The sequence below is a fragment of the Trinickia acidisoli genome (assembly GCF_017315725.1).
GTDB classification, from domain to species: Bacteria; Pseudomonadota; Gammaproteobacteria; order Burkholderiales; family Burkholderiaceae; genus Trinickia; species Trinickia acidisoli.
Genome location: NZ_JAFLRG010000001.1, coordinates 2,094,632 through 2,118,958, shown reverse-complemented (window position 1 = coordinate 2,118,958; position 24,327 = coordinate 2,094,632). Strand labels below are relative to the sequence as shown.

Sequence of the window (24,327 nt, the reverse complement as noted above, 5' to 3'; positions counted from 1 at the left end):
CAACCGGAGGTCAGCAGCACGCGGCTTGCCAGGCGCGGGCACGATCAGGCGAATACGTGCTCGACTCCCCAAGTGATGGCCAGGCCGCCGACGACGAGCCAGAGATAGAGGATGAGGCTCGTCGCCAGCGCACGGGGGCCGGCCTTGCGCACTTGCGAGATGTGCGTTTCGATGCCGAGCGCGGTCATCGCCATTGTCAAGGCGAACGTGTCGAGTGCGTTGGCCGTTTGCGTCGCGGCCGTCGGCAGCACGTGCAGCGAATTGACGAGCACGCAGGCGAGGAAGCCCAGCGCGAACCAGGGCACGGCCAGCTTGCGCGGCGCGTGCGCGCGGCCGCGTTTGCCCGACACAGAAGCCGAGGCCGCCGAGACATCGCGGCGCGCGTCGCGTGCGAGCCAAACGCCGAGGACGAGCAGCACGGGGACGAGCAGCATGACGCGGGTCATCTTGACGATCGTCGCGATGTGCGTCGCTTCCGCGCTGACATTGCTGGCCGCGCCGACGACCTGCGCAACCTCATGAATCGTGCCACCGAAGAAGAGCCCGACGCCGAGCGTATCGAGATGAATCCAGCCGGCGCGGTACATCAGCGGATAGAGGAACATCGACAACGTGCCGAACAGGACGACGCTGCCCACCGCGACGGCGCTCTTTTCGGGCTTGGATTGCAGCGTCGATTCGAACGCGAGCACCGCGGCTGCGCCGCAAATCGCGCTGCCGGCCGCGTTGAGGATGGCCGTGTCCCGATCGAGCTTCATCAGCTTCATGCCGAGCCAGGTGCCGAGCAGCAGCGTGCTGACGACGACGAGCACCGAGACGGTGAGCCCGGGTAGCCCGACTTGGGCGATTTCCTGCAAGCTCACGCGCAGACCGAAGAAGGCGACTGCGATGCGCAACAGCTTGCGTGCGGAAAAATTGACGCCGGCGGCCCAGTGCGCGGGCATGCCGGCGCGCAACGTGTTGCCGTAGAGGGCGCCGGCGATGATGCCGACGATGAGCGGGCTGATGCCGAGCCCGGCAATGGCGGGCAGGGCGGCAAGCCGCGTGACCGCCGCGGCGAACAGCGCGACGAAGAGGATGCCGTTGAGTTGACCGTGCGAGGCGGGCTGGGACGGCGCGGAGAACGTAGTCGTGTGGGACATCGCGGATGCCTATTGGGGCAGGGTTTCGATGCGCTAATCCTAGTTGACGTATAAGCTTATGAAAAATCGTCATTTGTGAAGTAATATATCGGTACGTCCGATACTTTCTTGCATATGACACCCGATCAACTGATAACGTTCGCCGCCGTGGCCGAGCGCCAGAACATCAGCCGCGCGGCGGATGCTTTGCATTTGTCGCAGCCGGCCGTGTCGGGGCAATTGCGGCAGTTGCAGGATGAATTCGGCGAGCCGCTCTATCGGCGCGACGGCCGCGGTGTGCGGCTGACGCCGAGCGGCGCCCAACTGGCCGACTACGCGCTCAAGCTGCGCGACACGTTTCGCCAAGCGCTGGCCTATCGCGACGCGTTGCGCGGCGTCGCACGCGGCACGCTGCGCATCGGGGCGAGCACCACCGTCGCGAGCTATCTGCTGCCCTACTTGATCGCCGAGTTTCAGCGCCGATATCCCGAAGTCGAGATCCAGACAGCCGGTGGCAATACCGGGGAAATTGTTGCTTCGCTGGCTTCGCTCGACGTCGCGATGATCGAGGGGCCGGTCGGCGCGGATTTGCCCGAAGGCACGGGCGTACGGGTTTGGCGGGAGGACGAGATCGTTGCAATCGTTCCGCGTGCTCATCCGTTGGCCGAGCGCATGGCGCAACACGCCGCGCAGCCGACGTTGGAGGACGTGGCGGCCTATCCGCTCGTCATGCGAGAAGAGGGTTCGGGCGTGCGGCAGTTCGTCGAACAGTCGTTCGAGGCGGCCGGTGTCGGAGTACGGGTCGCCTTGGCCGTGGCGGGCGTCGAGGGCGTCAAGGAGGCCGTGCGTGCCGGTATGGGCGTGGGATTCGTTTCCGCGATGGCGATGCGCCACGAAGATGGCGCACTCGCGCAGTTGTCGATCGCGGCCCGGCCGCTGACTCGCCATTTCTCGATTCTCGTCCCGCACGAGGGGGCGCCATCTCGCGTCGCGGCAGGATTCTTGGCGCTGTGCGAGGCCGCGCCCGGTCCGGCGGCGCAATCGAACTGACTGCGGTTTGTCGTTGCGTATTCGCAGACATGCGGCTCAGCGGCTCAGCGGCTCAGCGGCACGTGGCCAGGCCTGCTGAGCCCCGCTAGGGATTACCATGATGGGCGGCGCGGGATGTCGAAGGCAAGATTGCGTCAATCGAGCGTCGCGCTCGTTTTTTTGAAGTAACATTGGAACCGGTTCCATTCAATGTCGAACGCGAATAACAGTTGGCCTGCTGTGAAAGTCGTTATCGTGGCGAGCGCGTTCGGGGTGCAAGCGGTGCGCCAGCGCGGTCATGCGGCATGGCTCGACACCGCCGCTGATGCGGGGGCGGCGGGCTTCGAAGTGCGTCGCGAGTTGTTTGCGCACGAGGCCGATGCCGCTCTCGAAGCGCTGCACGCGCTCGGCGCCGCGGTGGCCGCGCGCGACATGTGGTCCGTCTACTCGACGCCGGCCGCGCTCTACTGCGACGATGGCGCGTTGAACGCGACGGCACTGGCGGCAGCCTATGCCGAGGCCGACGCACTCGGTGCGCGCTGGGTCAAGCTCCAATTGGGCGGATTCAGCGGTGAGGCGGGCGGCGCGACGATTGCCCGCGTGAGCGCGGGCCACCGCGCCCGGCTCGTTGTCGAGAACGGTCAGCGCGAGCAGGACGGCACGATCGCCCAATTCGTTGCGCTGTTCGCGGCGCTTGAACGGAAAGGCTCGGCCGATGTCCTCGGCATGACGTTCGACGTCGGTAACTGGCAATGGCCCGGCGAAGCGCCGCTCGATGCAGCCGGTGCGCTGGCTCCGTATGTCGAGTACGTGCATTGCAAGTCGTCCGAGGGGCAGGGGGTGCGACGCTTTCCTGTCGCACCGGCGCCACAGGACCCCTTGTTTCAAGCCGTCTTGGACAGGTTGCCGCGCACTGCGCCGCGCGGCATCGAGTTTCCGCTCGACGAGCGGGCACTCGCCGAGGATGCGCGGCGAAGCGTAGCCTGGCTCGCCTCGGCATGAAACGCGGCGCGCGCAATGGTTACGAAGGAAGGGGCGCATCGCGCCATCGAATGTGAACGAGGAGTCATCGATGTCTTTTCCGCTCGACGTTTTGACCTACGGCGAGGCCATGGCGCTTTTCGTCGCCGATGAAACCGGCCCGCTCGAGGCCGTCGATCACTTCACGAAACGCATTGCGGGCGCGGATCTGAACGTGGCGATCGGTTTGTCGAGGCTCGGCTTTCGCGTCGGCTACGTGAGCCGGGTCGGCGCCGACGCATTCGGGCGCTACGTGCTCGATACGCTTACGCGCGAGGGCATCGATGCGAGCCGCGTGAGCGTCGATGCGCGCTTTCCGACCGGATTCCAACTGAAAAGCAAGCAGACCGACGGCCGCGACCCGAGCGTCGAGTATTTTCGCAAAGGCTCGGCCGCCAGCCATTTGTCGCTCGACGACTACGACGCCGAGTACGCAACCGGCGCGCGCCATTTGCATCTGACGGGGGTGGCGCCGGCCATTTCCCCGACGTCGAGAGAACTGGCCTTTCGGCTCGCGGAATCGATGCGCGCCGCGGGCAAGACGATCTCGTTCGATCCGAATCTGCGGCCGACATTGTGGCCGTCGCGCGAGGCGATGGCCGCCTCGCTCAACGCGCTTGCCGCGCTGTCGGACTGGGTGCTCCCGGGGCTCGGCGAAGGGCTCGCGCTCACGGGCTACGAAACGCCTGAGGATATCGCCCAGTTTTATCTCGATTCGGGCGCACGCGGCGTCGTGGTCAAGCTCGGTGCCCAGGGCGCCTATTTCCGTACGGCCGATCAGTCGGGCTACGTGGCGGCGCAGCCGGTGGCGAGCGTCGTCGATACGGTCGGCGCCGGCGACGGGTTCGCCGTCGGCGTCGTCAGCGCGCTGCTCGAGGGGCGCGATTTGCCGTCGGCCGTTGCACGCGGCAATCGGATCGGCGCACTGGCGATCCAGGTGATCGGCGACTCGGAAGGGCTGCCCACGCGTACGCAGCTCGACCGGCTGGAAAACCCCATCGCTTCTGCTTGAGCGCAAAAAGCACGGCGTTTGCCTACACTGCACGCAATGCACGAGAGACGAGACGGCGCCGAACGCGCCGTCCCATTGAAACGTAGCACAGGGAGGAGACACCCATGCCCGCAACGATTGCACCTCGCCGTTGGTGGACGATCATGCCGATCGTATTCATCACCTACAGCCTCGCCTATCTCGATCGCGCGAACTTCGGGTTCGCATCGGCGGCCGGCATCAACAAGGATCTCGGCGTCAGCCCCGCGCTTGCCTCGTTGATCGGTGCGCTCTTCTTTCTCGGCTACTTCTTCTTCCAGATTCCCGGCGCCATTTATGCGGAACGGCGCAGCGTACGTCGGCTCGTCTTCGTGAGCCTCGTACTCTGGGGCGGTTGCGCGGCATTGACGGGTATCGTCAGCAACGTCGCGTCGCTGATCGCGATCCGGTTCCTGCTCGGCGTCGTCGAAGCGGCCGTCATGCCGGCGATGCTGATCTTCATCAGCAACTGGTTCACAAAGACCGAACGCTCGCGCGCCAATACCTTTTTGATCCTCGGCAATCCCGTCACGGTGCTGTGGATGTCGGTCATCTCGGGCTATCTCGTCCACGCGTTCGGCTGGCGCGAGATGTTCATCGCGGAAGGCGTGCCGGCGGTCGTCTGGGCCGTTTGCTGGTGGTTCATCGTGCGCGACAAGCCGAGCGAGGTCGAGTGGCTCGCGGCCGAAGACAAGCGCGCACTCGCGGCGACGCTCGCCGCCGAGCAAGCGGCCATCAAGCCCGTACGCAACTACGCCGAAGCGTTTCGCTCGCCGGCCGTCGTCAAGCTGTGCGCGCAGTACTTCTGCTGGAGCATCGGCGTCTACGGCTTCGTGCTCTGGCTGCCGTCGATTCTGAAGAATAGCGCGTCGATCGGGATGGTCGAGACGGGCTGGCTCTCGGCGCTGCCCTATCTGATGGCCACGATCGCGATGCTCGCCGCTTCGTGGGCCTCCGATAAGCTCGCCACGCGCAAGGTGTTCGTCTGGCCGTTTCTGCTGGTCGGGGCGGCTGCGTTCGCCGGCTCGTATGCGCTCGGCTCGACACACTTTTGGGGGTCCTACGCGTTGCTCGTCATCGCGGGCGCCGCGATGTATGCGCCGTATGGGCCGTTCTTTGCGATCGTGCCGGAACTGCTGCCGAAGAACGTGGCCGGCGGCGCGATGGCACTCATCAACAGCATGGGTGCGCTCGGCTCGTTCGTCGGCTCCTATGTCGTCGGCTATCTGAACGGCACGACGGGCTCGCCGGCCGCGTCCTATGCGTTCATGAGCGCCGCGCTCGTCGCAGCCGTCGTGCTGACGCTCGCGGTCAAAGCGCAGCCCACCGGCAATGCGATGCTCGGCGCGCGCGCCCACGCCCACGCCCACGGAAAGTGAATCGAATGACACCGAAGATCGTCGCCTACAAGAGCCTGCCGCCGGACGTGCTCGACTATTTGCGCGAGCATGCGCAGGTCGTCGTTTTGGAGTCCGACCTCGCGCACGAAGCGCTGGCCGCGGCCGTCGGCGAAGCCCTCGTCGATGCCGACGGCGCCATCGGCGCGAGTGTCAAGGTGACGCCGGCAATGATCGAGCACGCGACGCGGCTCAAGGCGATTTCGACGATCTCGGTGGGCGTCGACAACTTCGACTTGGCCGATCTGACTCGGCGCGGAATCGTCCTCGCCCATACGCCCGACGTTCTCACGGAATCGACGGCGGATACGGTATTCGCACTGGTGTTGTCGACAGCGCGGCGCGTGGTGGAGCTCGCCGATTGGGTCAAGGCCGGCCAGTGGCGCGGGAGCATCGGCCCGGAGCAATACGGCGTAGACGTCAACGGCAAGACGATCGGCATCGTCGGCCTTGGACGTATCGGCGGTGCACTCGCGCGGCGCGCCGCGCTCGGCTTCGGGATGCGCGTGCTTTATACGAACCGGCATCCGAACGAGGTGGCCGAGCGCGCCTATGGCGCTCGACGGGTCGAGCTCGACGATTTGCTTGCGCAATCGGATTTCGTGTGCCTGCAAGTGCCGCTCACGCCGCAGACTCGGCGTTTGATCAGTGCCACCGAGCTGCGGGCGATGAAGCGTAGCGCGATCCTGATCAATGCCTCGCGCGGGGCGATCGTCGACGAAGCCGCGCTGATCGCCGCGCTCGCCGACGGCACGATCGCGGGTGCGGGCCTCGATGTGTTCGAGCACGAACCGCTCGCCGCCGATTCGCCGCTGCTTGCGATGCGCAACGTCGTCGCGCTGCCGCACATTGGTTCGGCCACGCACGAAACACGTCACGCGATGGCGCGGTGCGCCGCCGAGAACCTCGTCGCCGCGCTGGCCGGGCAGCTCTCGCGCAACGTCGCGAATCCCGAGGTCCTCGCGCGCTAGCTCGGGCACCTACTAGAATTCCTAATAGGCCGGCTCCGCGCATTTGCACAAGTGGTGCGGCGTGTCGCCGTGCGCTATGATGCCGCCACCGAACGAATTGCAAAGCGCGCCACGGCGCGCTTTTGTCTATGCGCCGCACCGCAGCGGGGGCCGCGCCTTCGCCTTTGACGAGGAGGTTTCTTTTGTTTCCAGGTACTTTCGACTTGCGCGCACCGCGCGCCGCCAAGCGATGAGCTTCGGGCCTATGGGCGCGACACGCCGCGCGACGATCAGCGATGTCGCCCGCGAGGCCGGCACCGGCAAGACCAGCGTTTCGCGTTATCTGAACGGCGAGACCAACGTGCTCTCCGCGGATTTGCGCTCACGCATCGAAGCGGCGATCAAACGGCTCGACTATCGGCCCAATCAAATGGCCCGCGGCTTGAAACGCGGCCGCAATCGGCTCGTCGGCTTGCTCGTCGCCGACATAACGAACCCATACACCGTAGGCGTGCTGCGCGGCGTAGAGGCTGCTTGCCACGCACTCGGTCTGATGCCGCTCGTATGCAACGCGGCTAACGAAGTCGAAATGGAGCGGCGCTACTTGCAGTTGATGACGACCTATCGCGTCGAGGGCGTGATCGTCAATGCGCTGGGGGTCAAAGAAGAGACGTTGCGGCCCGTCGGCGACGGCGGTACGCCCGCCGTGCTCGTCGATCGCTCGATCGAGGGACTCTCGGCCGATATGGTCGGGCTCGATAACGGCGAGGCCGTCAAGCTGGGCATGCGCCATTTGCTCGAGCAGGGTTTCGACGACGTTCGCTTCGTCGTTCAACCCTACGAGCGTGTGAGCTCGCGGCGCCTTCGCGAAGCCGCGTTTCGCGCGACCCTCGAGCAGGCGCGACGCGATCGCGGCGCCGACGCGATGCCGTTGCAAGGGGAAACGCTCGTGCTCGACCTAGCCGATGTCGACGCGGTCGCACACGTGCATGAGGCGATCGACCGGCACGTGGACGAGGCGTCGAAGGCAGGCGGGCGGCGCGTGGCATACTTTGCCGCCAATGGGCCCGTTGCCTTGTCGGTGGCACTGCATCTGCACGCCCGATACGGTGCGCGTTGGCAGGAGCGCGTGGCCCTGATGTCGATCGACGACTCCGAATGGGCAGAGCTGATCGGCGTGACGGCGATTCGGCAGCCCACTTACGCGATCGGATACCGGGCCGTGGAATTCTTGCACGAACGTATCGAAGGCGACGTGGAGCCCGCACGGGAGGCGATGCTGCCCGGCGAACTCGTGGTGCGCCGCTCGACCGTTTGGCATGACGACGATTGATTCGCGCGCCGTACCGGCGCTGCCTCGCCCAGGCAGCGGCGCGCTCGGTACGACATAGCATTGAGCCCCACGATGGAACTTTACCGATTCGAATGTGCGAGTGCAGATATCGAAGCGCTCGCTCGCGCTGTCAGCGATCTCTTTCCCGAGCAGACGGTTTTTGCCGAACGAGTAGGCGACGACGGCACGCCGTACCTCGCCGTCCAGTGGGTCGCGATGCGATTCGGTCCTACCGCGCGCCGCATGACGCTGACCATCGTGTTTGCCGCGTCGGCGCTGGCGCGCTTCCGTGCGTTACCGCCGCGCATGCAGGCGCGTAGCTATGCCGTGCTGCGCGCCTATGTCGAGGCTGAACTCGGTTCGCTGGAGGAGCAATACGCAGCCGGTGAAGCGGTGCCGCGCGAGGTGACGATCGATCTCGGCGACGAGTTCGCCTAAGCGGCTCCAAAGTAGCACGCCGCACTGGCGTGCTGTCAGCTTGGGCTAGCTTGGTTCCTCGGCCCGATAGACCTGAGCGAAGCGATCGGCGCGCACGACGCCATAATCGCCGGGCGCGTATTGCAGCACCCAATCGCCGGCTGTGCCGCTCAGGACGTCGCCGGCAGCCCGGCGCGCCATCGAGAAGGGCGCATCCATCCGCTTGGCGAGCACGATCACGGGGCGGTTTCGATAGCGGCCCGGTGCGCCGTGGGCGAGGGCGGCATCGGCCGGAACGTATTTGTCGTCGAAGCGTGCGCGCTCGACCACCCAGCGCGCACCGCCCGTGCCGGTGATCAGGGCATCGCCCGGGCCGAAGCGGTTTGCGCCTTCGAGGCTCATCAATTCGCCGCTCGCCTGCGCGAACTCGACAGCGACGACCTCGTTTTTCACATATCGCCCCGCGGCGGGATCGTCGCGCAGGTCGATGTCTTTCAATTCGATCATGGGAAGCAAGCCAAACGTCAAGAAGGCGTGAGCGTAGCGGGAAACCGCGCGACGCGCACGCCTTGCGTTCGGCCTAGGACGGATGAATCGATGCCGAGCCGTCTACGCGATCACTGCTGTGCGGGAGCGGCGGATTTGGCGCCGTGAGCGCCGCGGCCATGACGTGGCTCGCTCTGACGGAACGTCGTATCGGCGAGTTTCTTCTGCTCGGGCGAAAAGCTGTTGTAGAGCGGATCGAACGCATCCACGAGTTGCTTCATGTCGTCGGCGTGCGCCTGCGCAAGCTCGGCGTATTGCTTCATGTTGTCGAGCGCCGATTGGGTATGCTCGGCCTGCGTTCGTTGACGGAAGAGCCGGCCCATGTTCTGCCCGTTCGAGCGCATGACATCGGCGAACGTCTTCCACTGCGGCTCCTGCGCGGCCGTGATCTTGAGCTGCGAGTGCAGATACGCGATCCGCTCTTCGACGCGTGCTTCGCGCTTGTTCGCGTGAGCGCCGGCCGGTGCGCTGGCCGCCATGTCCGGCGCGGCTTCCGGCGCCGACGCTTGCGCGAACGCCCCGCTCGTTGCGAGTGCGCACGCGAGAATGACGATTGTCCGTTTCATCGAACCTCCTGTAGTCGTGTGGACGAGAAATCGAAGCCGGCGCAAGGGCACCGGCTCGTTAGACCCTCCATGCTTGCTGCATGTTCGTTGGCCCGGCGCTAGTTTAACCAGGCACGCCCCGCATCGTCGCATGGTGAGACATACGCTTACATCTGAAACGGATCGGTTGTGGGTGACGGGCTACCTGCTTCGCCGCCCCCGCTTTGCACCGTCTTCACGATCGCGTGCCAGGAGCATACCAGCACGATCGCGTGTCAGCACGTCGAGTGCCCGGCGCGGTTTCGCCGACTGTATTACAGTGACAGCCTCGCATGTATATCGGTGATGAGACCTGAAGGAGCGATGATGCGGATTCTAGTCGTGGGCGCCGGCGCGGTCGGCGGGTACTTCGGCGGGCGAATGGCGCTGGCGGGGCAGAACGTGACGTTTCTCGTACGCGAAGCGAGGGCCGCGCAGTTGGCCGCCGACGGCCTCGTCATCAAGAGCCCGAGAGGCGACGCCACGCTCGCCGACGTCAAAACCGTACTGACGTCGCAGATCGACAGTCCCTACGATCTCGTTCTGCTGAGCTGCAAGGCTTACGATCTCGACAGCGCGATGGATGCGTTCGCGCCGGCCGTGGGGCCATCCACGACGATCTTGCCGATGCTCAACGGGATGCGGCATCTCGATTTGCTTCGCGCACGCTTCGGCAACGCGAACGTGCTGGGCGGTGTTTGTCTGATCGCCGCGACGCTCGATGCCTCGCGGGCGATCGTTCAGATGACGGACATGCATGCGATCGTCTTCGGTGAGCTTGACGGCGCCAAGAGCGCACGCGTAGAGGCCATCGCAGCGGCCTTGCGCACGGGCGGTTTCGACGTCGACGCGACCGATGCGATCGTGCAGCAGATGTGGGAAAAATGGGTGTTTCTCGCGACGCTCGCGGGCAGCACGTGTTTGTTTCGTGCGAACGTGGGCAACATCCTCGCCGCGCCCGGCGGCGAGGCGGCGATCCGGGCGTTGTTCGACGAATGCGGCGCAGTCGCCGCCGCGTACGGTCATGCCGTTCGCGCATCGTTCGCCGAGCGCTCGCGCGCGATGTTGTTCGCGTCGGGCTCGTCGTTGACGGCGTCCATGTTGCGCGATATCGAGAACGGTTTGCGCACGGAAGGCGACCACGTGCTCGGCGACCTGCTGAAACGGCGTCCGGCAAACGCGGCGGTTGGCTCGGCCGCCACGACCCCCACGCTGCTCGAGCTAGCCTATACGCATGTGAAAGCCTACGAAGCGCGGCATGGGCGATAATCGGGCGCTCCTTTTCACGCAAACCGCATCGAATCGATGAGACCTCCGCGCCTCGACCAGCTCGACGACCTCGACCGCGACCTGCTCACCCTGTTGCAGGAGAACGCACGCGAGAGCGTCGCCAACTTGGCGCGCCGGCTCGGCGTCGCGCGTACTACCGTGCTGGCCCGTATCGAACGTCTCGAGCGGATGCAGGTCATCGCCGGCTACGGCGTGCGGCTGGGGCAGGACGTGCTCGACGCCAGCATCAATGCGTACGTCGGCATTATTCTCGCGCCGAAATTCGGCCCGAGCACGCTCAAGCGGCTCGAGAAGATGCCCGAAGTGCAATTGCTGTGCGCGGTCAGCGGCGAATACGATTACGTCGCCTGGCTGCGCGCGGCCTCGCCCGACCGGCTCAACGAATTGCTCGACCAGATCGGCGCGCTCGAAGGCGTCGAGCGGACGACCACCTCCATCATCCTCGCGCGCAAGATCGATCGAAACGCTTTCGGCGGCTGAGCTGTCGGGCGTGCCGCGCAGTGCCGGTCCTTGCCTCAGCATGACTTTTCGACGAAACGTAGCGTAGCTACGACATTTCGTCGAAAAGTCATGTCGAAACGCAGCACTTTGCGCCTGTTTTCCGTTTTTGCGTGTCCCTACACTGTTTCCAACGCGACGTGTGCCGATCGCGTGGCATCGCTGCACAGCCGCACAAGCCGCACACGGCCGCCACAAAAGCTCGAAACGCGAAAACAAGGAGAAACGCATGAAAGTCGCTATCGTCGGTGCGGGGCTGATCGGCCACACCATTGCCCATATGTTGCGTGAAACCGGCGACTACGAAGTCGTGGCGTTCGATCGCGATACACACGCGCTCGAAAAGCTGGCACGCGAAGGCATTGCCACGGAGCGTGTCGACTCGGCCGATTCGAATGCGATCCGGGCGGCCGTCCAAGGCTTCGACGTACTGGTCAATGCATTGCCGTATTATCTGGCCGTCAACGTTGCTGCCGCGGCGAAGGCGGCCGGTGTCCATTACTTCGATCTGACCGAAGACGTGCGCGCCACGCATGCGATCCGCGCGCTCGCGGACGGCGCACCCCACGCTTTCATGCCGCAATGCGGCCTCGCGCCGGGCTTCATCGGCATTGCCGCGCACGAACTCGCCAATCGCTTTTCCGAAATCCGAGAAGTGAAGATGCGCGTTGGTGCGCTGCCCGAGTTTCCAACGAACGCGCTCAAATACAACCTGACCTGGAGCGTCGACGGCCTCATCAACGAGTATTGCCAGCCATGCGAAGCGATCCGCGATGCGCGTACGCAATGGGTACAGCCGCTCGAAGGGCTCGAGCATTTCTCGCTCGACGGCACCGAATACGAAGCGTTCAATACGTCGGGCGGGCTCGGCACGCTTTGCGAAACGCTGTCGGGGCGAGTCGAATCGCTCGATTACAAGTCGGTCCGCTATCCAGGCCACCGTGATCTCGTCAAGTTTCTACTCGAAGACCTGCGGCTCTCGAGCGATCGCGACACACTCAAGACGATCATGCGGCGCGCCGTGCCGTCTACCTCGCAAGACGTCGTGCTGATCTTCGTAACGGTCACGGGTATGCGCGACGGCCAACTCGTGCAGGACGTCTTCACGCGCAAGATCTTCGCGAAAACCGTTTGCGGCGTGCCGATGAGTGCGATTCAAATTACGACGGCCGGTGCGATGTGCGCGGTGCTCGACCTGTTCCGCGAGGGCAAACTGCCCCAAAACGGTTTCGTGCGACAAGAGCAAGTCTCGCTGCGAGAGTTCCTTGCGAATCGCTTCGGTCGGCTGTACGAGGGCGCGACGCTCGACGCGATGGCGACGGCCTGAGCGGCGCCACACCGATAAAGCGGCACGGAGCAGGGCCTCGAGAACGCCGCCGAAGAAGAGGGCAGCCACGCATGCGCCGGTGCATGCGTGGCGAACCTCCCGCCCCGCGCTTGGTCCATACCTTGCTCGTACCTGGCCATTTCACGTCGTTACAGCACGTCGCGCAGCAGGGCGTCGAATTCGGCGGCGGTCGGCGCCGTGTTATCGAACATGATGAGACCCGCGCGCGCAGCACCGCTCGGGACGAAGCGGCGCTGCCGATATTCGTCCCAATGCGCGAGCTTATAGGCGTCGTTGGGATTGTGGCGCGCGATGATGCGCGCGTGTGCCGTTTCCTCCGACGTGGACACCCAGACGATGCGGATCGTCACGTCGTTGCCGACACCCAACCAACCGCGGTCGAACAGCTTGCGCTCGCGTACCTCGCGCGAAAGCGGGCCGACGACGATCACGCCGACGCCCAACTCGAGATTTTCGCGCGCCGTATCGAGCAGCCCGTGGTATTCGGGGTCGCGCAGATGCTGAAGGTAGAGCGGGCTGTCGCGATCGTTGGCGTCGCCCGTCAGCGCCCCCATTGCTGCCGCGCTGTAGCGCCCGTAGAGCGTGTCCTTGTCGAGCAGGCAAAAGGCCTCGCCCGTCTCGCGCATGAGCGGGCCGACGAGGCGCTTGGCGATCGTCGTCTTGCCCGTGCCGGCATGGCCGCAGATGAATACGAGGTAAGTCACGAACCGGTTTCCTTGCAAAAGAAGGGGGGGCTGCGCCGTGGCGCTCCGCTGTGCGCATCGCCGACGTCGTGACCGGACGGCAGTGCTTCGATCAATGCGTCGAGACGGCGATAAATGTCGTCGAGCGCCGTTTGGCCGAGGCGCGCTTCGAGCTGCGCATACTGCGCATCGACGCGGGGCCGGATTTGCGCCACGATCGCGCGGCTCTTTTGCGTCAGGCCGACGATCCATTTGCGCTGGTCCTCGGGAGGACGTTCGCGGCGTATGAGCCCATCGCGTTCCATGCGGTCGAGCACCCCCGTCAAGCTGGGGCTCAGAATGCACGAAAGCTTCGCGATCTGGCCCGCTTCGAGCTCGTTGCGCGGCGCTTCGTCGAGCGTGCGCAGGATGCGCCATTGCTGCTCGGTCAACGAAAAATCCTTCAGGATCGGCCGGAACACACCCATTAGCGCCTCGCGCGATTGCAGCAAGAGCATGGCCAAATTTCGGTGATCGAACGTGCGCGTCATGATGGCGGCTAGGCAGATGAGGTGCGGTGCGGGCATCTTAACAGCGGGTGGCTCGTGCCGGCACGCACCCGCCTGTGTCACACGACCATCACACCTATCGACAACCCGGATTGGCAAAAATTTAACATGTTAAGTATTATGGTGCTGACCGAGTACCGACTCGAGGTCAAAGGAGCGCGCCATGAGATTGCCATGCATTGCCGACGTCGCGACGCATGTGTCATGCGGTGAAGTCGACGTCGGCACCGTGTACGGCGCGGCGCTCAATTTCGGCAGCGCGCTGAAGGCGCTCGGCGAGGCCGTTTATGCGCCGCCTTACGGGAAACCACCGTGCGCGCCCGTGCTGCATATCAAGCCCGCGAACACGCATGTGCCGCATGGCGCGCACGTAACGGTGCCGAACGGGGCGCGCGAACTCGAAATCGGCGCATCGCTGGCCGTCGTCATCGGTCGCCGGGCGGTGCGTGTACCAAAGGCGCGAGCCCTCGATCACGTGCTCGGCTACACGCTAGCGAGCGACATCGGCATGCCGAATCCCAGCTACTACCGGCCCGCCGTGCGGTTCAAATGCCGCGACGGGTTTTGCCCGCTCGGCCCTGCGGTCGTGCTGCCTCAGTCCATTAGGAATCCTAACGAGTTGCGTATCGTCGTCCGAATCGACGGAGACGTTAGACAGGAGTCCTACACATCGGATGCTTTGCGATCGGTCGAAGCGCTGATCGCGGACGTGACGGCGTTCATGACGCTCGATGCGGGCGATGTGCTGCTGCTCGGCACGCCGGCCGACACGCCGCGTGCACGGGCTGGCGCCCGCATTGAAATCATCGCGGACGAAATCGGCACGTTGGCGCATACGCTCGTCGCGGAGGGCGAGGCATGAAAACCGCTCGCGTGGTCTACAACGGCGCGTTGCACACGGCCACGTCCGCCGACGCCGCGGCGCAATCGATACGGCTCGACACGGGACGTATCGTCGGCGAGGCGGAGGTGACGTGGCTGCCTCCGGTCGCACCTCGTACGACGTTCGCGCTCGGCCTGAACTACGCCGATCATGCGAAGGAGCTGGCTTTCAAGGCACCGGAAGAGCCTCTCGTTTTTCTCAAGGGATCAAATACCTTCGTCGGCCATCGATCCTCGACGGTGCGGCCGAGCGATGCCGCCTACATGCACTACGAGTGCGAGCTCGCGGTCGTCATCGGCCGCCGTGCGCGCAACGTGGATCGTGCGAGCGCATACGACTATGTGCGCGGCTATACGATCGCTAACGATTACGCGGTGCGCGACTATCTCGAGAACTACTATCGACCAAGCTTGCGCGTCAAGAATCGCGATACCTGCACGCCGCTCGGCCCTTGGCTCGTCGAGCGTGCCGACGTGCCCGATCCCATGAATCTCGCGTTGCGCACGTACGTCAACGGCCGCAAGACGCAGGATGGCTCGACGCGCGACATGATCTTCGATATCGCTTCGCTGATCGCCTATCTGAGCGGGTTCATGACGCTCGATGCGGGCGACCTGATTTTGACGGGCACGCCGCAGGGATTGGCCGATACGCGCTGCGGCGACGAAGTGGTCTGCGAAATCGCAGGTATCGGGCGGCTCGTCAATACGATCGTAAGCGAAGCGAACTACTACGGCGATTCGGGCGAGCGTGGCCCTGGCGAGTTGCAGGCAAGAAGAACAAGGAGTGAACGGTGACGATCAAACATTGGATCGACGGTAAGCAAGTCGATAGTGAGGAATCCTTCATAACCTTCAATCCTGCGACGGGCGACGAGATCGACGCGGTTGCGTCCGGCGACGAGCGAGAGATCGAACTGGCCGTGCGCGCAGCCAAACAAGCGTTTCCCAAGTGGGCGAACACCCCGGCCAAGACGCGCGCCAAGCTGATGCGCCGCTTGGGCGAACTCATCGACGAGCACGTCCCGCAGCTCGCGGCGTTGGAGACGCAGGACACGGGTTTGCCGATCTCGCAGACGGAAAAGCAGTTGATTCCCCGCGCATCGGAAAATTTTCAGTTCTTCGCCGAAGTGTGCGTGCGGATGGACGGTCGCACGTATCCCGTCGACGATCAGATGCTCAACTACACGCTGTATCAGCCAGTCGGTGTCTGCGCGCTGATCTCGCCGTGGAACGTACCGTTCATGACGGCCACTTGGAAGGTGGCGCCGTGTCTTGCGCTCGGCAATACGGCGGTTCTTAAGATGTCGGAGCTCTCGCCGCTGACGGCCGATCGGCTCGGTCTGCTCGCGCTCGAGGCGGGCATTCCCCCGGGCGTGCTCAATGTCGTGCACGGCTACGGCGCGCGGGCGGGCGATGCGCTCGTGCGGCACTCGGATGTGCGAGCCGTTTCGTTTACCGGGGGTACGGCGACAGGCAAACGGATCGTGGAGCGCGCCGGCCTGAAGAAATTTTCGATGGAGCTTGGCGGCAAGTCGCCCGTGCTGATTTTCGACGATGCCGATATCGAGCGTGCGCTCGATGCTTCGCTGTTTACGATCTTTTCGCTCAACGGCGAACGCTGCACGGCCGGCTCGCGCATATTCGTGCAGCGAACGATTTACGACCGCTTCGTCGCCGAGTTTGCGCGGCGCGCACAGCGGCTCATGGTCGGCGATCCGAGCGACGAGACGACGCAAGTGGGGGCGATGATTTCGCGTGAGCATTGGGAGAAGGTGACGGGCTATATTCGGCTTGGGCAAGAGGAGGGCGCACGGCTCGTGGCCGGCGGCGCGCAGAAGCCTTCGGGGTTACCCGCTCACGTTGCCGCCGGCAATTTCGTGCAGCCCACCGTGTTGGCCGACGTCGATAACCGCATGCGCGTGGCGCAAGAAGAAATCTTCGGCCCCGTCGCGTGCTTGATTCCGTTCGACGACGAAGACGAGGGCCTGCGTTTGGCGAACGATGTGCCTTATGGATTGGCTTCCTACGTATGGACGCAGGACATCGGCAAGGCGCATCGGCTCGCGCGCGGCATCGAGGCCGGCATGGTGTTCATCAACAGTCAGAACGTGCGCGACCTGCGGCAACCGTTCGGGGGCGTGAAAGCGTCGGGCACGGGGCGCGAGGGCGGCGACTACAGCCTCGAAGTGTTCGCCGAAGTGAAGAACGTTTGCATCTCGATGGGGCATCATCACATTCCGAAGTGGGGTGTTTGACACGTCTGCGAGGCTTGCGACGCTTGTTCAGCTTGCGCGACTGAACGTTCGCGAGATCGCCCTTCATGTTGGAAGGAGACATCGATGGGAAAGCTGTCGTTGGCGGCAAAAGTGACGCACGTGCCGTCGCTGTATTTGTCGGAACTGCCGGGCCCTGATCACGGTTGCCGCGCCGCGGCGATCGAGGGACATCGCATCATCGGCGAACGATGTCGTGCACTCGGCGTCGACACGATCGTCGTCGCGGACGTTCACTGGCTCGTCAACGCCGGCTATCACGTCAATTGCAATGGCCGCTTCGCCGGTACCTATACGAGCAATGAGCTACCGCATTTCATCAAAGACATGCGCTATGCCTATCCCGGCAATCCCGAGTTCGGGCGGTTGATTGCAAAGACGGCGACCGAACATGGCGTCTTTACACGCGCGCATGAGATCGACAGCCTCGAACTCGAGTACGGCACGCTCGTGCCGATGCGCTACATGAATAGCGATCAACGCTTCAAGGTCGTATCGGTCGCGGCCTGGTGCGCGTGGCACAAACTCGAGGAGAGCCGCCGCTTCGGCGCCGCGTTGCGCGAGGCCATCGACGCGAGCGATGCGAACGTCGCGTTCCTGGCAAGCGGCTCGCTCTCGCATCGATTCAGCGACAACGGCAGCCCGCCCGAGGCGATGCATGCGATCAGCCGTGAGTTCTTCCGCCAAGTCGATCTGCGCGTCGTGGACCTATGGAAGCAGGGCGATTTCGCCACCTTCTGCAAGATGTTGCCCGAGTACAGCGAGCATTGCCACGGAGAAGGCGGCATGCACGATACCGCGATGCTGCTCGGCCTGCTTGGATGGGATCGTTATGACAAACCGGTCGAGATCGTTACCGATTACTTCGCGAGTTCGGGAACAGGGCAGATCAACGCGATTTTCCCACTTGATCGATCGACATTGATCAATATTGATCGATAGGAGTCCTAATCATGCCGCACGTCATCGTCGAATATACGGACAACCTCGGTGCCGATGCACGCATTCCCGTGCTGCTCGAGACGATCAACGGCACGCTGATCGCACAAGACGGCGTGTATCCGACCGGCGGCATTCGCTCGCGTGCGATTGAACTGCACAACTATCGCGTCGCGGACGGCAAAGAGGACGATGCGTTCGTTCACGTCACGCTAAAAATCGGCGCGGGCCGTGCCGATGCGGTCAAGAAGCGCACGTGCGATACGCTGTTCGACGCGGTCAAGGCGCATTTCGCCGACGCGTTTTCTCGACGTTATCTTGCGCTTTCGCTCGAACTCGTGGAATTCAACGAAAGCGGCAGTCATAAGCGCAACAACATTCACGATCGATTTCGCCGCGAACGTTGAGTGTCGAGGCACGATCGCACGAATCACTTCAAATACGAGGCTCAGGCCGCCATGTTGAACGCGAACACGATCGATGCGCTCGCTCGGCGCTTGCACGATGCCGAACACGAGTGCCGTCAGATTCGACAGTTGTCGTTGGACTACCCCGACATCACGATCGAGGATGCCTATGCGATACAACGCGCATGGATCGCCATGAAGCTCGGCGAGGGGAGAACCTTGAAGGGGCACAAAATCGGCTTGACCTCGAAGGCGATGCAGTCGACGTCGCAGATCGACGAGCCCGACTTCGGCGCATTGCTCGACGACATGTTTTTCGCCGAGGGAAGCACGATTGCCGTCGAGCGCTTCATCGTCCCGCGCGTGGAGGTCGAACTCGCCTTCGTGCTCGGCAAGCGGCTCGTCGGGCCCGATTGCACGATTTACGACGTCTACGATGCCGTCGATTACGTGACGCCGGCGCTCGAGATCATCGATGCGCGCAGCCATTCGATCGATCCCGATACGAAACGGCCGCGCAAAGTATTCGACACGATCGCCGACAACGCGGCATGCGCCGGCGTCGTGCTAGGCGGCCGGCCCGTGCGCCCGTACGACGTCGATTTGCGCTGGGTCGCGGCGATCATGTCGCGCAACGGGGCGGTCGAAGAGACGGGCGTGGCGGCCGGGGTGCTCAATCATCCGGCAAACGGCGTTGCGTGGCTCGCGAATAGATTGCATCGATTCGAAGTGGCGTTGGAGCCGGGGCAGATCATTCTAGGCGGATCGTTCACGCGACCGTGCGCTGCGCGTAAGGGTGATACGTTTCATGTCGATTACGGCCCGCTCGGTAGTATCGGTTGTTACTTCGGTTAGCTGTACGGCGGCGAGAAGATCAGCCGTCGGAAGCCGATGGGCCGACTGCGGGCTTCGTCGCCGTGATTTCGACACCGCCGCTGTCTAGGTCGCCGAAACCAGCATCGGCCGGCGGCTCCATTCCGATTGGAGAAATGAACTTGACCTGGACGTTGGTGAACCCCGCTGCTTTAAAATCGGCGCGGAATTGGTCGGCGCTAAGCCAACCGTCGCCTCCGGTCAAGATCTGTACGGTACCGCCTGGCTTCAGTACGCGGGCGGTCTCGGTGATACCTGGCGGGAGCCAGCCGGACTGAACCGGGCCCTCGGGACGCGCAAAGATCTGCCAGGGAACGTCCTCGCCGACGACATGACTCATCGAGCCCGAGGGAACGGCCGTCATGTTGCGCACGTCGGCCACCACGTCGGCGCCGGCCGTGGGGTCGATATTCAGATAGAGTTCGCCCGTAACCGGTGGGCGGAAAACGCGACCGCCACCGATCGTTAACGTATTTGCCGATTGGAAATCGGGTTTGCCGACGCGACTCGACGGCCAAATGGCCTTCGTGGAAGTGGAAAAGTAGTCGCTCAAATCGTTGGGCGGTAGGTCCGACAACGATTGGGGCACGAGCGGGTTGCCATTCGTGCTATTTGCCGGCGTGTTCGACGTTGTGGCGATGCCGCTCGTCGCGGACGTGCCCGCTTGAGACGGGCCCGCGGGCGCTCCGGCGGAGCCGGCAGAGGGTACCGACGGGGACGTGCCTGACGTGCTAGCCGTCGCAGGAGCGGACGAACCGAGCGCATTCAAGAACTCGGCACCCTGCCTCGACGCGCCCAGAGCGCCTAGGCCCAGCGTCGTCCCTTCCTCGAGCTTTTGGCTCCACGAGAGCGAATCCCAGTTGCTGGCCAACTGATCGCCGGAGTACGCGCCCGCCGCGACCGAGACGCCGCGGGCAGTCAGGCCGGCGACGCGTGCGCCGGTCTGGACAGTGGTTGTCGCCGCGATCGCCACGCCTCTCGTCGCGAGCGCATCCACGCCAGCTTTCGCGGCACCGCCGGTGAACGGCGTTGCAAGCCCCGCAGCGATTCCCACGTAGTCACCCCACGTGTCTTTGTCCGGCGTCCACGACTGACCATGATCCGCGCGATCGACGAGATTGGAGACACCCTCGGTGGCCGACAGCGCGCCGCCGGCCAGCACGCTGCCCCATGCCGCGACCAGCAGTGGTGTAGCCATCCCGTCGGTACCGACGAACGCCGCCACCGTCAATACGCCCGCACCCGCGATCGCTAAACCGTTGATGATATCGCTGCCGTAGTGCCCGACCTTGTCCCAGAAGCTTTCGCTCTTCGTGTGGCTCACGCTCGCCACGGAGCCATCCGCACCGATCGTCAGATGGCCGTTGCGCGCCGTCACGAGCGTGCCGTATCCGAGGTTGTTGCTGCCGAGGTAGTCCTGCATGCTGCTGTAAATGCGGCCGGAATCGTCGACGAAATGCTGGCTGCCGTTCGCGCTCGAAACGCGCCAAATGATGTGTGTCTGCGGTCCTTTCGATCCGCTCGCATCGAAGACGACAGGCAGCGCCGTGACGCCGGCATTGGCGCCGCCCGCTTTCATGATCTGGCTCGCGAGGCTGCGGATGGCCGCGAGCTGTTTGCCGCTGTAGAGCTCGGCCGTGCCGTTGAGCAATGCGGTTGCTTGGGCGGCGTTCGTGCTCGTCGGCGCGGTGGGCTGCATGCCCAAGGCACTGCCGATCGCATTGTCGAGCGCAGCGCCGGAGAGATGCTGCGAGCCGTCGCCGTGCTGGACCGTGAAGATGTCGAACTGCGCGGTGGCGACGGCCGTCGTGTCGTTCGGCGATTGCTGTGCTTTTGCCAAGGTGCCGACGAAGCTGCTTAGGAATTTGACGGTCGCGGGCCCCAGCTTCTTCGCGGCATCGCTGTCGATGACGGCGTTTTCGAGTACGGACTGTTCTTTTTTCGAAAGAGACCCATCGGTGCTGACGGTGACGAGCATCTGGCCCATCGTCGACAGCGGCGATGCGCCCGATTGCACCGCCACGCTGTTGACGATCATCCCTGCGATCCGCGATTGGTCGGCGGCGCTCAGCGATGCGTTCATCCCGATGCCGACGACGCTTTGTCCCAACAGTTGCCGCTCGAGATCGCCGGCCGCGGCCGCGTTCGGCACATGCGCAGCCAACAATTGCGCCATCGCGATTTGGCTGGCGGCCGCGAGGGTGTCTTGATCGAGCGCACGAGAGGTTTTGCCGCCCGAAAGACTTTTCGCCGTCTGTCGAATCAGCGAACTCAATGCTTGCGGCTGCGTGGGCAAGTTGCGCTGCGTTTTGAGCTTATCGACGATTTCTGTCGCGAGCGTGTCTTGCTGCAGCGGTGGAGCAGGCCGAGAGGCACTCGACGGGGAGGTATTCGACGACGAGCCGCCGTCGGCGGCATAGCGCGCAAACATAAGAAACCTCCCGCTTCAGCCGGCAGCGAGCGCGTCGCCGCGTGAAGGCGTTGAGCCTAGGGATCGAAATGACGCGATGCGAGTTGGGTGTATTGCTCGTCAATGTATTGAGATAGAGGCGACATGGGTATGAGTTTTCCGTAGCGCAGCTAGCGATTTTCGATTGCTTGAGTCGAGCGCCTACGAGAGCGAGTCGACGAGCGGGTCAAATCGGGCGTTTCGAGCGTTACGCGGTGGCCGAGGGCAACGCGTCGAGCCGCGCTGCCGACGAGCGCAAAATCACGCAAGCCTGAACGACGAACGCGAGCACGGCCGCGATCAAGCACGGTTGCGCGCCGCCGACACCGCCGAGCATGGCGCCGATCAGCGCGCCTACTGGACGTGCACCATACGTCGCCATACTGATCAGTGCCGATACGCGTCCCAGCATCGATTCGGGCGTGATCGCTTGGCGCAACGTCGTGGCGCTGATGACCCAAAGGATCGGGCCTACGCCGAGCTGAAAATATGCCGCGGCCGCGAGCCACGGCGAGGGAACGACGAGCGTTGCGCACAAGGTCAGCGATGCCGCGAGTCCGCATAGCGGCCCGACGATGATGACTTGGCCGAGCCGAAGCAGGGCTGTTACACGCGGTGCGGTAAGCGCGCCGACGATCATGCCTGCGCCGTAGGCGGCCAGCGTCACGCCGACGCCTGTCGGCGAGAGGCCGAGGTGCTTGCTTGCATAGGGGACATAGACGGCCTGGATGACGAAGAAGCCCACATTGAAAAAGATGGCCGTCAAGACGATTGTTCGCAGCAACGGGTTGCCTGCGACGAACACGGCGCCTTCGCGAAGTTCGATCATGAACTTTCTACGCGGCGTTGGCGCCCGCGCGGGTTCGACGATGCCCGACAGCAGTAGCGCCCCGATCGCGGACAGGCATGCCGCGATGATGAACGCCGCGGATGCGCCGATCACGCCGACGAGCAGGCCGCCGAGTGCGGGCCCGGCCGAATACGCGACGCTGCGAGCGAGTTCGGTGCGGCCGTTGGCCGTGGCCCAGAGATCGCGCTCGACCAAAGCGGTGATCAACGACGGCGCCGCGACGTTATAGGCGACCGTTCCGCAAGCACCGATGAAGCCGCATACAGCGAGCAGCGGCAACGACAACTTGTCGCAGGCGAGTGCGGCTAGAACGGCGAGCAAGGCGATGCAGCGCACTGCCTCGGCGCGGGCCATGAGTTTTTGGCGCGACGCCTGATCGGCTCGGACGCCGAGCAGAACGGAGAGCAAGAGGAACGGGAGCGTCTGCGCGGTTTGGAGCCAACCGGTTTGACCGGCTCCGGCGCCGAGGGCGAACACGGCCACGATCGGTGTGGCGGCAAGACCGATCTGCTCGGCCGATTGCGCGGCGAGGTTCGACCAGGCAAGACGGTGAAACGCTGACGGCAGTGTGGCGCTCGAGGGTTTGATTGCGGTATCGACAGGCATGGATGAATCCGGTTGGTGGGCTCGATACACCTATCGTCTCCGCTGCGACGGTTGCGAGCCCACCGAATCTTGCGGGGTCATTCGAAGGGCAACGCAATGGGAAGGAGGGGGCGCTCAAGCGCCGCGCGGCGCGTCGGCGCCCGATGCTCGATCGGCGGTGCCGGCATCCAGCCGGTTGTTGCTCGGCTTCGCGCATCGCCCGGACACTAGACCCGCCGGTCCGTCTTCGCGCAGGCGCGCAACCAGCCGCCGGACCTGGCGCGTAGTCACGTTCAGGCGTTGCGCGGCACGCCAGGGTTTGAGTAGTCCGTCGGCCACCGATTGGATGACCTTGAACCGGTCCAGCACACGCATCGTCATGGTGATCGTGTCCGTTGCAGCCATCGCCGCCTCCGGCACCGGAGAATCGGCGCCGGTCAAGCTTAGGCCGCTTCAAAGCGGACATCTGAACTTGGCTACAAGCGGACGTTACAACTTAGCCACTACAACTAGCTCGGTTGATAATTCATGTTATGTCAAATCACATATAGCTACGCTGCACCGCGCGCTTCATGCAGCAAGGCGTGCCTTGGGGGCAGTCAAACCCAGTTTGTTCAGCGCACGCACCCACGACCGACCGCCTAAAATAAACCTAACCGCGCGCATTTACGAACCCGTCACACACAGCGAGGCTCCTCATGCTTCAACTGCTCACCGTGACCGTTGCGAACCCGGACAATCTCAACTTCATTCTGGGTCAGACGCATTTCATCAAGTCCGTCGAAGACATCCACGAAGCGCTGTTCGAAACCGTGCCCGGCATTCGGTTCGGGCTGGGGTTCTGCGAGGCGTCCGGCAAGCGGCTCGTGCGCCGATCCGGCACCGATGATGTCCTCGTCGAACTGGCCTGCAAAAACGCGCAGGCCATCGGCGCTGGGCACAGCTTCATCGTCTTTCTGGGGCAAGGCTTTTTCCCGATCAACGTACTCGCCAGCGTTCGCGCCGTCCCCGAGGTGTGCCGTATTTTCTGCGCGACGGCCAATCCGGCCGAGGTCGTCGTGGCAGAAACCGGCCAAGGCCGAAGCATCCTCGGCGTGGTGGACGGCTTTGCGCCGCTCGGCATAGAGAACGACGACGAGATCTTTGCACGCAAGGCACTCCTGCGTGAGTTCGGATACAAAGCCTGACCGTGCTCAGTAAGCGTCGAGGGGACACTCGAATGGGAAAGCAAGACTCAGGGCGCGGCCGTGCGTCGATCCGCGCAAGATAGCG

General features: G+C 64.0%; 24 protein-coding genes and 1 pseudogene. 17 read left to right on the top strand and 8 right to left on the bottom strand.

Features of this window, described 5'->3' with window-relative positions:
* Window positions 1-44: 44 nt before the first annotated feature.
* Window positions 45-1,142: a YeiH family protein gene (locus J3485_RS09720; RefSeq protein ID WP_206952268.1), complete on the bottom strand. Its 1,098-nt coding sequence runs from the start codon at window positions 1,140-1,142 to the stop codon at window positions 45-47.
* 114 nt (window positions 1,143-1,256) lie between these two features.
* On the opposite strand from J3485_RS09720, the gene J3485_RS09715 reads away from it, so the two are divergent.
* The 7 genes from J3485_RS09715 to J3485_RS09685 all read left to right on the top strand — a co-directional run bounded on the left by J3485_RS09715 (window position 1,257) and on the right by J3485_RS09685 (window position 8,318).
* Window positions 1,257-2,171 (top strand): LysR family transcriptional regulator, encoded by a 915-nt coding sequence (locus J3485_RS09715; protein WP_206952267.1) that lies wholly within the window; start codon window positions 1,257-1,259, stop codon window positions 2,169-2,171.
* 189 nt (window positions 2,172-2,360) lie between these two features.
* Window positions 2,361-3,152, top strand: a complete 792-nt coding sequence (locus J3485_RS09710; protein WP_206952266.1) for a sugar phosphate isomerase/epimerase family protein — start codon at window positions 2,361-2,363, stop codon at window positions 3,150-3,152.
* A 70-nt stretch (window positions 3,153-3,222) separates the two neighbouring features.
* Window positions 3,223-4,182, top strand: a complete 960-nt coding sequence (locus J3485_RS09705; protein WP_206952265.1) for a sugar kinase — start codon at window positions 3,223-3,225, stop codon at window positions 4,180-4,182.
* Window positions 4,183-4,286: 104 nt separating this feature from the next.
* Complete coding sequence (locus J3485_RS09700; protein ID WP_206952264.1) at window positions 4,287-5,579, top strand: MFS transporter; 1,293 nt, start codon at window positions 4,287-4,289, stop codon at window positions 5,577-5,579.
* 5 nt (window positions 5,580-5,584) lie between these two features.
* Entirely contained in the window at window positions 5,585-6,568 is a 984-nt protein-coding gene (locus J3485_RS09695) for a 2-hydroxyacid dehydrogenase (RefSeq protein WP_206952263.1), read from the top strand.
* 244 nt (window positions 6,569-6,812) lie between these two features.
* Window positions 6,813-7,880 (top strand): LacI family DNA-binding transcriptional regulator, encoded by a 1,068-nt coding sequence (locus J3485_RS09690; protein ID WP_242538534.1) that lies wholly within the window; start codon window positions 6,813-6,815, stop codon window positions 7,878-7,880.
* A 72-nt stretch (window positions 7,881-7,952) separates the two neighbouring features.
* Window positions 7,953-8,318, top strand: coding sequence for a DUF3022 domain-containing protein (locus J3485_RS09685; protein ID WP_206952261.1), 366 nt, complete (start codon window positions 7,953-7,955; stop codon window positions 8,316-8,318).
* 45 nt (window positions 8,319-8,363) lie between these two features.
* Here the strand turns inward: J3485_RS09685 and J3485_RS09680 are convergent, their stop codons facing one another.
* Complete coding sequence (locus tag J3485_RS09680) at window positions 8,364-8,804, bottom strand: PGDYG domain-containing protein (RefSeq protein ID WP_206952260.1); 441 nt, start codon at window positions 8,802-8,804, stop codon at window positions 8,364-8,366.
* A gap of 110 nt (window positions 8,805-8,914) precedes the next feature.
* Window positions 8,915-9,409: a Spy/CpxP family protein refolding chaperone gene (locus J3485_RS09675; protein ID WP_206952259.1), complete on the bottom strand. Its 495-nt coding sequence runs from the start codon at window positions 9,407-9,409 to the stop codon at window positions 8,915-8,917.
* Window positions 9,410-9,754: 345 nt separating this feature from the next.
* Here J3485_RS09675 and panE point away from each other — a divergent pair, with 345 nt between their 5' ends.
* From panE to J3485_RS09660, 3 genes are all read left to right on the top strand, one after another.
* The gene (gene panE / locus J3485_RS09670) at window positions 9,755-10,696 is read left to right on the top strand and encodes a 2-dehydropantoate 2-reductase (protein ID WP_206952258.1); all 942 of its coding nucleotides are present in this window, start codon (window positions 9,755-9,757) and stop codon (window positions 10,694-10,696) included.
* A gap of 36 nt (window positions 10,697-10,732) precedes the next feature.
* Window positions 10,733-11,197 (top strand): Lrp/AsnC family transcriptional regulator, encoded by a 465-nt coding sequence (locus J3485_RS09665; protein ID WP_206952257.1) that lies wholly within the window; start codon window positions 10,733-10,735, stop codon window positions 11,195-11,197.
* Between the two features lie 247 nt (window positions 11,198-11,444).
* On the top strand, window positions 11,445-12,542 hold the full coding sequence (locus J3485_RS09660) for a saccharopine dehydrogenase family protein (RefSeq protein WP_206952256.1): 1,098 nt from the start codon (window positions 11,445-11,447) through the stop codon (window positions 12,540-12,542).
* A 149-nt stretch (window positions 12,543-12,691) separates the two neighbouring features.
* Here the strand turns inward: J3485_RS09660 and J3485_RS09655 are convergent, their stop codons facing one another.
* Window positions 12,692-13,267, bottom strand: a complete 576-nt coding sequence (locus tag J3485_RS09655; protein ID WP_206952255.1) for a P-loop nucleotide/nucleoside kinase family protein — start codon at window positions 13,265-13,267, stop codon at window positions 12,692-12,694.
* Window positions 13,264-13,776, bottom strand: a complete 513-nt coding sequence (hpaR, locus tag J3485_RS09650; RefSeq protein ID WP_206955741.1) for a homoprotocatechuate degradation operon regulator HpaR — start codon at window positions 13,774-13,776, stop codon at window positions 13,264-13,266. Before hpaR ends, J3485_RS09655 begins: the two co-directional genes overlap by 4 nt.
* Window positions 13,777-13,957: 181 nt before the next feature.
* Here hpaR and J3485_RS09645 point away from each other — a divergent pair, with 181 nt between their 5' ends.
* The 6 genes from J3485_RS09645 to hpaH all read left to right on the top strand — a co-directional run bounded on the left by J3485_RS09645 (window position 13,958) and on the right by hpaH (window position 19,153).
* Complete coding sequence (locus tag J3485_RS09645; protein WP_206952254.1) at window positions 13,958-14,656, top strand: fumarylacetoacetate hydrolase family protein; 699 nt, start codon at window positions 13,958-13,960, stop codon at window positions 14,654-14,656.
* A complete protein-coding gene (locus tag J3485_RS09640; protein WP_206952253.1) occupies window positions 14,653-15,474 on the top strand; it encodes a fumarylacetoacetate hydrolase family protein in 822 nt (273 codons plus the stop codon). Before J3485_RS09645 ends, J3485_RS09640 begins: the two co-directional genes overlap by 4 nt.
* Complete coding sequence (hpaE, locus tag J3485_RS09635; protein ID WP_206952252.1) at window positions 15,471-16,934, top strand: 5-carboxymethyl-2-hydroxymuconate semialdehyde dehydrogenase; 1,464 nt, start codon at window positions 15,471-15,473, stop codon at window positions 16,932-16,934. The genes J3485_RS09640 and hpaE overlap by 4 nt, the downstream gene beginning before the upstream one ends.
* Window positions 16,935-17,018: 84 nt before the next feature.
* Entirely contained in the window at window positions 17,019-17,894 is an 876-nt protein-coding gene (hpaD, locus tag J3485_RS09630; protein WP_206952251.1) for a 3,4-dihydroxyphenylacetate 2,3-dioxygenase, read from the top strand.
* Between the two features lie 11 nt (window positions 17,895-17,905).
* Window positions 17,906-18,298, top strand: a complete 393-nt coding sequence (locus J3485_RS09625) for a 5-carboxymethyl-2-hydroxymuconate Delta-isomerase (RefSeq protein WP_206952250.1) — start codon at window positions 17,906-17,908, stop codon at window positions 18,296-18,298.
* Between the two features lie 51 nt (window positions 18,299-18,349).
* A complete protein-coding gene (hpaH, locus tag J3485_RS09620) occupies window positions 18,350-19,153 on the top strand; it encodes a 2-oxo-hept-4-ene-1,7-dioate hydratase (RefSeq protein ID WP_206952249.1) in 804 nt (267 codons plus the stop codon).
* A 19-nt stretch (window positions 19,154-19,172) separates the two neighbouring features.
* Here hpaH and J3485_RS09615 read toward each other — a convergent pair whose 3' ends face one another.
* The 3 genes and pseudogenes from J3485_RS09615 to J3485_RS09605 all read right to left on the bottom strand — a co-directional run.
* The gene (locus tag J3485_RS09615; RefSeq protein ID WP_206952248.1) at window positions 19,173-21,602 is read right to left on the bottom strand and encodes a DUF4781 domain-containing protein; all 2,430 of its coding nucleotides are present in this window, start codon (window positions 21,600-21,602) and stop codon (window positions 19,173-19,175) included.
* 226 nt (window positions 21,603-21,828) lie between these two features.
* Window positions 21,829-23,076: an MFS transporter gene (locus tag J3485_RS09610; protein ID WP_206952247.1), complete on the bottom strand. Its 1,248-nt coding sequence runs from the start codon at window positions 23,074-23,076 to the stop codon at window positions 21,829-21,831.
* A gap of 144 nt (window positions 23,077-23,220) precedes the next feature.
* A pseudogene (locus J3485_RS09605) lies at window positions 23,221-23,460 on the bottom strand (helix-turn-helix domain-containing protein); the annotation flags it as partial.
* Window positions 23,461-23,753: 293 nt separating this feature from the next.
* On the opposite strand from J3485_RS09605, the gene J3485_RS09600 reads away from it, so the two are divergent.
* On the top strand, window positions 23,754-24,242 hold the full coding sequence (locus tag J3485_RS09600; protein WP_206952246.1) for an adenosine-specific kinase: 489 nt from the start codon (window positions 23,754-23,756) through the stop codon (window positions 24,240-24,242).
* Window positions 24,243-24,327 lie beyond the last annotated feature (85 nt).

Excerpts from the sequence above, each read along its gene's own strand:
- J3485_RS09720 (WP_206952268.1), bottom strand. The coding sequence starts at position 1,142 with ATGTCCCACACGACTACGTTCTCCGCGCCGTCCCAGCCCGCCTCGCAC.
- J3485_RS09715 (WP_206952267.1), top strand. The coding sequence starts at position 1,257 with ATGACACCCGATCAACTGATAACGTTCGCCGCCGTGGCCGAGCGCCAG.
- J3485_RS09710 (WP_206952266.1), top strand. The coding sequence starts at position 2,361 with ATGTCGAACGCGAATAACAGTTGGCCTGCTGTGAAAGTCGTTATCGTG.
- J3485_RS09705 (WP_206952265.1), top strand. The coding sequence starts at position 3,223 with ATGTCTTTTCCGCTCGACGTTTTGACCTACGGCGAGGCCATGGCGCTT.
- J3485_RS09700 (WP_206952264.1), top strand. The coding sequence starts at position 4,287 with ATGCCCGCAACGATTGCACCTCGCCGTTGGTGGACGATCATGCCGATC.
- J3485_RS09695 (WP_206952263.1), top strand. The coding sequence starts at position 5,585 with ATGACACCGAAGATCGTCGCCTACAAGAGCCTGCCGCCGGACGTGCTC.
- J3485_RS09690 (WP_242538534.1), top strand. The coding sequence starts at position 6,813 with ATGGGCGCGACACGCCGCGCGACGATCAGCGATGTCGCCCGCGAGGCC.
- J3485_RS09685 (WP_206952261.1), top strand. The coding sequence starts at position 7,953 with ATGGAACTTTACCGATTCGAATGTGCGAGTGCAGATATCGAAGCGCTC.
- J3485_RS09680 (WP_206952260.1), bottom strand. The coding sequence starts at position 8,804 with ATGATCGAATTGAAAGACATCGACCTGCGCGACGATCCCGCCGCGGGG.
- J3485_RS09675 (WP_206952259.1), bottom strand. The coding sequence starts at position 9,409 with ATGAAACGGACAATCGTCATTCTCGCGTGCGCACTCGCAACGAGCGGG.
- panE (WP_206952258.1), top strand. The coding sequence starts at position 9,755 with ATGCGGATTCTAGTCGTGGGCGCCGGCGCGGTCGGCGGGTACTTCGGC.
- J3485_RS09665 (WP_206952257.1), top strand. The coding sequence starts at position 10,733 with ATGAGACCTCCGCGCCTCGACCAGCTCGACGACCTCGACCGCGACCTG.
- J3485_RS09660 (WP_206952256.1), top strand. The coding sequence starts at position 11,445 with ATGAAAGTCGCTATCGTCGGTGCGGGGCTGATCGGCCACACCATTGCC.
- hpaR (WP_206955741.1), bottom strand. The coding sequence starts at position 13,776 with ATGACGCGCACGTTCGATCACCGAAATTTGGCCATGCTCTTGCTGCAA.
- J3485_RS09645 (WP_206952254.1), top strand. The coding sequence starts at position 13,958 with ATGAGATTGCCATGCATTGCCGACGTCGCGACGCATGTGTCATGCGGT.
- J3485_RS09640 (WP_206952253.1), top strand. The coding sequence starts at position 14,653 with ATGAAAACCGCTCGCGTGGTCTACAACGGCGCGTTGCACACGGCCACG.
- hpaD (WP_206952251.1), top strand. The coding sequence starts at position 17,019 with ATGGGAAAGCTGTCGTTGGCGGCAAAAGTGACGCACGTGCCGTCGCTG.
- J3485_RS09625 (WP_206952250.1), top strand. The coding sequence starts at position 17,906 with ATGCCGCACGTCATCGTCGAATATACGGACAACCTCGGTGCCGATGCA.
- hpaH (WP_206952249.1), top strand. The coding sequence starts at position 18,350 with ATGTTGAACGCGAACACGATCGATGCGCTCGCTCGGCGCTTGCACGAT.
- J3485_RS09615 (WP_206952248.1), bottom strand. The coding sequence starts at position 21,602 with ATGTTTGCGCGCTATGCCGCCGACGGCGGCTCGTCGTCGAATACCTCC.
- J3485_RS09610 (WP_206952247.1), bottom strand. The coding sequence starts at position 23,076 with ATGCCTGTCGATACCGCAATCAAACCCTCGAGCGCCACACTGCCGTCA.
- J3485_RS09600 (WP_206952246.1), top strand. The coding sequence starts at position 23,754 with ATGCTTCAACTGCTCACCGTGACCGTTGCGAACCCGGACAATCTCAAC.